Consider the following 7,097-nt stretch of genomic DNA (forward strand, 5'->3'; position numbering starts at 1 on the left):
TTGCGTCTATTGCAACCTTTAACAAATATGGGCAATTGTGACTAAATGAAAACTACCCGCCGTTGTATAATTGACAGCATCATATCAAAGCGTTAGTTCTTTATGTTTAGTCCGAAGCAACTAATGACAATTGAGGGGGAAATTATGGGAGTTGGTAAAATACTTGGTGCGACAATCCTGACGATTTTAGTCACAGGAGGGACGTTCACCTACCTATCGCATGGTGTAATTGGCCACGAAGCAGCACCAAAGGTTCGGAAAATTCATAAACCGGTGGTTAAGCAAAATATAAACGCGCCCGTGCAACCACAGTCGGTTTTGGCCAAAGCGATTGACCAGCAAGTCAAAGCGACTGGTCGAAGTGGCACATTATTAGTAGCCAAAGCCGGTAAAATCATTCTCAATCAGGGATATGGTTTGGCAAATAAGCAGACTAACCAGCCAGCGACAACCCAATCTTTGTATGGGATTGCGTCACTTCAGAAGAATCTAACGGCATTGCTCGTGATGCAACAAGTGGCAACGGGGAAGATTAAGTTAACTGATAAGGTGAGCCAATATTTACCACAATTACCGGCAGCCAACACCGTTACTGTACAGCAATTGTTGAATATGACAGCTGGTTATAATCAAATAGGCAAAACGGAAGCCACGCTTGATGAAGCAGGCTATGAAAAGTATGCGTTATCACAGTTGGTGATGGATCAACGTGGGGCTTGGTACTGTTCAGCTGGTAATTACGTCGCGTTAGTTGGCATCTTGCGCCAGGTTACTGGTCGTTCTTATGCCGATTTATTAAAGGAAACGTTCAAGGGCCAACATCATATCGATTATACGGACTACAACGACTTCATTGACAGTCCATATAAGACAGCAAACTACGGGGCAGATGGGACAGCTTATTTTGATAATCCGAATATCTTTAACCGAGAAATTGGGACCGGTAGTATTGAGATGACGACGGGTAATCTCTATAAATTACTGCGAGATGAGTTAAGCAACAAGATTATTTCAAAGCTGCAATTTAATGCAATGATGCGACTGGCACCTAATGAAACCTATGCGAGTGGGATGTACGATGATGGCAATGCCTACCGGATGCACGGGATTATTTTAGGCTTTGAACCGTCAGTTAAGATGAGCAAAGATGGTAAAAACATAGTTATTTGGTTAAGCAACGAAGATACAACCAAGGCACACACGAATGTGGATCTTGTTATTCACCTCTACGATAGCCTACTAACAGTTGAGTAAAGTCGCGAAGCATTTCGTCCGCATGAAACAGCGGAATGTTTCAATTTCGGTTCGTGAATAGTCCCAGAAACTTGACAATCGATGCTTACTTAAAATACAATGTAAACAAGAAAGCGCTTACAACGTTTGCTTTAAATTTATGGGGGGCATTGAAATGTCAGATACGAAGATTTCTGCAGGATTAGCAGCATTGAAAGTCATGGAAGGTTGGGGGATTGACACCATGTACGGTATTCCATCAGGTACGCTTAGCGGCTTGATGAATGCAATGGGAAATCCAGAAAACAACATTAAGTTTATTCAAGTGAAGCACGAAGAAATTGGTGCCATGGCTGCCGTTATGCAATACAAGTTCGGTGGTAAAATTGCGGTAACAGTTGGTTCAGGGGGACCAGGTGCGACCCACTTGATTAACGGGTTGTATGATGCCGCAATGGATCACATCCCCGTGTTGGCCATCCTAGGTTCAAAGCCAGTTCGCGAATTGAATATGGATTCATTCCAAGAGCTAAACCAAAATCCAATGTATGAAAATATTGCGGTTTATAACCGACGTGTCGCAACGGCTGAACAATTGCCACACTTGGTGGATGATGCCATTCGTACGGCTATCTCACAACATGGTGTTGCGGTACTTGAAGTCCCTGCTGACTTTGGGTTTGCAGAGCTTGACGCCGCTTCAATTTACTCATCGCCATTGTATTCATCAGGTCCTAAGTTCCAAAACTACCGACCAGTTGAGCCACAAGCATCTGATATCGATGCGGTTGTCGACATTTTGGCTGAATCTGAGCGTCCAGTGATTTATGCTGGATTTGGTACACAAGGCCACGGTGATTTAGTCCAAGAGTTGTCACGGAAGATTAAGGCACCAGTCATTACGACGGGTAAGAATTTTGATAACTTCGACTGGGATTTTGAGGCATTGACGGGTTCAACCTTCCGTGTTGGTTGGAAGCCAGCTAACGAAACGGTATTGGAAGCTGATACAGTATTGTTTATGGGAACAAACTTCCCATTCTCAGAAGTTGAAGGGACGTTCCGTAACGTTAAGAAGTTTGTGCAAGTTGATGCGAACCCAGCAATGCTTGGTAAGCGTCACGAAACGGACGTTGCCATTTTGGCGGATGCAGGTAAGACGCTTGAAGCGTTGTTGGCAAAGGTGGCCCCTGTTGAAGAAAACGCTTGGTGGCGTGCAAACATTAAGAACGTGCAAAACTGGCGCGATTACATGAACAAGTTGGAGCAGAAGACAGAAGGTCCATTGCAGGCTTACCAAGTCTACAATGCGATTAACAAGTTGGCTGATGAAGATGCCATCTTCTCAACTGATGTCGGTGACGTGACCCAATTGTCAACGCGTCACTTGCACATGAATCCTAAGAACATGTGGCGAACATCACCATTGTTCGCGACGATGGGAATCGCTTTGCCTGGTGGAATCGGGGCAAAGAACACGTACCCAGACCGTCAAGTTTGGAACATCATCGGTGATGGTGCCTTTTCAATGACATACCCTGATGTGGTTACGAACGTTCGTTACGACATGCCAGTTATCAATGTCGTCTTTACCAACACAGAATACGGCTTCATTAAGAACAAGTATGAGGATACTAACGAGTACAACTTCGGCGTTGATTTCACTGACGTTGATTACGCCAAGGTTGGTGAGGCGCAAGGTGCCGTTGGTTTGACGGTTAACCGCATTGAAGATATTGATCGCGTTATGCAAGAAGCGGTTGATTACTACAAGCAAGGTCGTGTAGTGGTAGTGGATGCCAAGATTACAAAGGATCGTCCAATTCCAGTTGAAACATTGAAGTTGGATACCAACTTGTACAGTGAAGATGTCGTTGCAGACTACAAGGCCAAGTATGAGGCTGAAGACCTAGTACCATTCCGTGAATACTTGGAAGGTGAAGGCTTGACGTCAAACTACATTAAGGCTGACGAAGGCAATAAGTTTAGCTTCTAAACACACCTAAATTAGATAACCATACACAAAAAAGCAGCTAACGACACTTAGCTGCTTTTTCTTATGGTGTTAATTATTGATCATTGTGCTAGCAGAATTGTTCAGGGCGTAAATCAAAATTGGCGCGAAGGACTCTGGTAAGACCGGCTCAGTTTGATTCATCCAGATTGACACAAGGCCAATGAATTCATGGATAATTACTTTAGATTGCACAGTCGCTGGGACAACCACGCCCATATGTAAGCGATCTTGAAACAGTGGTAGTAGTAAATCACTGTAACGGTCTTCCATAAAGCCGTTCCAAGTGGAATTGATTTTATCAGAATAAAGGATTTGAAAGAAGTCACGTTTGTCATAAATCAGTGGTAATACAGCATAAACCAAGTGATGAATGATAGATGGACTACCAGCCCGCTCTGTGACAACCGCTTTAATTTCATCCTGAATATCTTGATCAACATAGTAATACAAAGATGTTAATAGCTCGTCGGTATTGCGAAAATGGCTTTGATACATGGCCTGGCGTGAGATGCCGACCTCATCAGCAATCGCTTTGATTGTAATATCAGAAAATGATGCGGTACGTTGGGCGACTTTAGCGAATGCTTGAAAAATTTGAATGTCAGAGTCAGTGAATTGCATGATTACCTCCTTGAATTGTTAATGTGGCAATCTGATGAAACAGTATTGTATACATGACGTATATTATATAACGTTGATTTAATGAAGTCTTATTTCATTTTCAATTTATTTTTAGGTGACGTTTACAAGTGACAACGACGAGGCATTGAGTGCGCAAGGCGACCAAGTGTATCATAAGTTTATGGGGTACGGTTTATGATGAGGAGGTGGGACGATGTCAGCAATTGTGACGTTATTCGTGGTGACAGTGGTGGTCTGGATAGCGCTGATGACGACACGTAAAAAGCAAACAAAGTTTTGGACGCTGCTAGATATACTTTTTGGCGTTATGCTAGTACTTTGGCTGGTCGTGTTAGTAAAATTGAATGCCTAATAAAACGCTCGCACTGAAATTAGTTGGTGTGAGCGTTTTGCTTTTGTTTGCTATGATAGCAGTAATAAGGAGGCGGGGAAAATGGATTTAAAAGCAGAGATTATGGCTGACCCACGGAATCAATCATTCACTGAGCGAGGTCTCGAACCAATTTACATGGTCGGGCAAGATGTCCGGATTTTAATCATTGGGCAAGCGCCGGGGTTGAAGGTTGAACAGACGGGCGTATCGTTCAATGATAAGAGTGGCGACCGACTGAGAGAGTGGATGGGCATTGATCGTGACGTATTTTATGATTCGGGCCTAATTGGTGTTTTGCCAATGGATTTTTATTATCCAGGTAAAGCGAAAACGGGTGATTTGCCACCACGTAAATTTGTGGCGCAGGAATGGCATCAACGGATTATGGCGACGATGCCAAAGATTGACCTGATTTTGCTGCTTGGCGGTTATTCACAAAAGTATTATTTAGACGTCAAATCTAGCGAAACCTTAACGTCGATTGTGAAACGCTTTGCAGATTTTGGCCCTAAGTATTTTCCGTTGGCTCACCCATCCCCACTTAACAATATTTGGCTGGCTAAGAATCCATGGTTTGAAGCCACGGTTGTGCCGGCACTTCAAAAACGAGTGGCGACGATTTTGGCCAAATAAGTTTGTGAAAACATTGTTTATTGGTAAGTATTCCTGTACACTCCTAAAAGTAGGACTAATTTAATGTCAGCTATGAACGTGCTGACCTAGAATGTGTAGGTAAGAGAATCTTATGAATATAAAGCGGACGGCAATGATTGGTGGTTTGCTATTTAGTAGTGTGTTAGGTGGCATGACGATTATGTCTACGCCAACATACGCGACTGACAATATTGCTATGGCAACTGATGCTGCATCTGACTGGGTACCAGATGCAGCGCTGCGTCAAGCACTACAAAGTGCGTTGGGTGCCGGTGTACCACTGACTAAAAGCAATGTTGCCCAAATTCAGCAATTGAATTTGACTTATGACGGCATCACGGACTTAACTGGTTTGGAATACGCCACTAATCTCGGCATCATTGACTTAACGGGGAATGCGATTTCAGACATTAGTGCGTTAGCCAAGCTGCCTAAGTTGCAGGATGTTAGCTTGCGGATGAATAAAGCGACCGTCTTACCTGATTTAACGCCTTTAACGAGTACACCGATTAAAAGTTTGAACTTAGTTGCAGACGATTATGGGTTGGTTCCTGAAAAGTTAGCGGCGCTTAATCAGATGACGACGCTAACATCACTTGAAATGCAGAATACGAAAGTAACCAGTGTGCCCGAACTAGGCAATTTGCATCAACTGCGTGAATTAGGTTTGGCAGGTAACAAACTAACAGATGTTAGTGCATTGGCACCTTTGACACAATTAACGTCATTAAAGGTTGGTTCGAATCAAATTACTGATTTTACACCAATTGCCAAACTAACGAATTTGACCACGCTTTCAATTGGTAATAATCGTAGCAGCGATATCAGCATGTTAAGCACTCTGACGAAGTTGCAACAGGGAACGTTCTCGCAGATGGGCTTAACGGATGCGATGATGCCAACATTTGCGGCAATGCCAGGTTTGACGGATTTATCAATTGATTTTAATGATCAAATCACAAGTTTGACCGCGTTGCAGCAGTTAACGAAATTGACGAGTTTGAACTTTAGCAAAGATCAAGTCGCCGATTTAACGCCACTGCAGCATCTGACGTCGTTGACGAGTTTGAATTTCTCAAATGCGCAAGTGACCACGCTACAACCAATCGCGGGCTTAACGAATTTGACTTATGTGAACTTGCTGCGTAATCATGTACGGGATTTGACGCCTTTAGCTAAGATGACAGGGTTAACCTATGTGAATGCAAAGCAACAGTCAATCACGTTGCCAGCGGCTGCGGTTAGTGCAGGGCAGACGGAGGTCACCGTACCAGTCACTGCTAAAGCGATTGACGGCACGTCGGTCGCAATTACCCCACAAGCAGATACTAACGTAACAGTAACGGATGACCAGGTCACATTTACCGGGGTCACAGCTGGTACGACTGGTTATTTGGCGTGGGATAACGCAGCGGCAACGGGGAACAGTCAGCGCTTCTCTGGAACGATTACGCAATCGTTTGAGCAGGCAGTTGAGACAACCACACCAGAATCACAACGGATTGCAGTGAAACTAGCCGTACTAAAAGGTGACAGCAGTCAATTAACATCGGTTGCTAGTAATTATGTCCAACCAGATGCGACGTTTGAAGCTGATGGTAACGGTGGTGGCTACTTGTATGTCAATGTCAGTGTGCCAAGTGCTTATGGGGATGATAGTGTGACTTTTAAGGATGGTGAGCGACTATCAACGAAGACGGTTGGTGTGGCAACCTTAATGACGACAAAGTTTCATCTAACGCCAGCGCAAGTTGCGAATCCGTACTTTATGGAAAATATGCACGTGAATATTGCTAGTATTGGCTATAATCATCGTTATGATGTCGCCTTTAAGGTAACCGGCATTCCGGACAGCCAACCAACGGTGACATTACCCGGTTCGGTAGCAGCTAGCTCACAGGCGCCCCAGTCTAGCCAAGCCAGTTCACAGTCATCAAGTATGAGCCAAGCGACGTCACATACAAAATCAAGTCAGGTGCTAACGAGTAAGCAGTCTCACTCGTCGCAGCAGTTTAGCAGCCAGGCTTCTCACGTACATCAAAGCTCATCGATGACGACCCAGACGCGGACTAAGCACTCTGCGGCAACACAGGAAGTGGCTTCGTCAGCAGAACGCGCAACGTTAGCCGGCAAGCGGGGCGTCACATTGGTGGCTGCTAGTCAGGCAACGTCAGCTAG

At 44.4% G+C, this 7,097-nt stretch carries 6 protein-coding genes; 5 read left to right on the top strand and 1 reads right to left on the bottom strand.

The window, feature by feature from the left end:
- The first annotated feature begins 144 nt into the window (after positions 1-144).
- Together WEIDD23_RS03320 and spxB are read left to right on the top strand one after the other, a co-directional pair.
- Entirely contained in the window at positions 145-1,254 is a 1,110-nt protein-coding gene (locus WEIDD23_RS03320) for a serine hydrolase domain-containing protein (protein ID WP_062358754.1), read from the top strand.
- A 154-nt stretch (positions 1,255-1,408) separates the two neighbouring features.
- Positions 1,409-3,229, top strand: coding sequence for a pyruvate oxidase (gene spxB, locus WEIDD23_RS03325; protein WP_010372205.1), 1,821 nt, complete (start codon positions 1,409-1,411; stop codon positions 3,227-3,229).
- 69 nt (positions 3,230-3,298) lie between these two features.
- Here the strand turns inward: spxB and WEIDD23_RS03330 are convergent, their stop codons facing one another.
- Positions 3,299-3,871 carry a TetR/AcrR family transcriptional regulator gene (locus WEIDD23_RS03330; RefSeq protein ID WP_010372208.1) on the bottom strand — a complete coding sequence of 191 codons (573 nt, stop codon included), beginning with the start codon at positions 3,869-3,871 and terminating at the stop codon, positions 3,299-3,301.
- A gap of 214 nt (positions 3,872-4,085) precedes the next feature.
- On the opposite strand from WEIDD23_RS03330, the gene WEIDD23_RS13005 reads away from it, so the two are divergent.
- The 3 genes from WEIDD23_RS13005 to WEIDD23_RS03340 form a co-directional block, all read left to right on the top strand.
- Positions 4,086-4,244, top strand: a complete 159-nt coding sequence (locus WEIDD23_RS13005) for a hypothetical protein (RefSeq protein WP_010372211.1) — start codon at positions 4,086-4,088, stop codon at positions 4,242-4,244.
- Between the two features lie 81 nt (positions 4,245-4,325).
- Positions 4,326-4,898, top strand: coding sequence for a uracil-DNA glycosylase family protein (locus WEIDD23_RS03335; RefSeq protein WP_010372213.1), 573 nt, complete (start codon positions 4,326-4,328; stop codon positions 4,896-4,898).
- A 112-nt stretch (positions 4,899-5,010) separates the two neighbouring features.
- The coding region (locus WEIDD23_RS03340; RefSeq protein WP_082778306.1) for a leucine-rich repeat domain-containing protein at positions 5,011-7,097 on the top strand (2,087 nt) is incomplete at its 3' end.

Source organism: Weissella sp. DD23, from assembly GCF_001579105.1.
Taxonomy (GTDB): domain Bacteria; phylum Bacillota; class Bacilli; order Lactobacillales; family Lactobacillaceae; genus Weissella; species Weissella cibaria.

Excerpts from the sequence above, each read along its gene's own strand:
- WEIDD23_RS03320 (WP_062358754.1), top strand. The coding sequence starts at position 145 with ATGGGAGTTGGTAAAATACTTGGTGCGACAATCCTGACGATTTTAGTC.
- spxB (WP_010372205.1), top strand. The coding sequence starts at position 1,409 with ATGTCAGATACGAAGATTTCTGCAGGATTAGCAGCATTGAAAGTCATG.
- WEIDD23_RS03330 (WP_010372208.1), bottom strand. The coding sequence starts at position 3,871 with ATGCAATTCACTGACTCTGACATTCAAATTTTTCAAGCATTCGCTAAA.
- WEIDD23_RS13005 (WP_010372211.1), top strand. The coding sequence starts at position 4,086 with ATGTCAGCAATTGTGACGTTATTCGTGGTGACAGTGGTGGTCTGGATA.
- WEIDD23_RS03335 (WP_010372213.1), top strand. The coding sequence starts at position 4,326 with ATGGATTTAAAAGCAGAGATTATGGCTGACCCACGGAATCAATCATTC.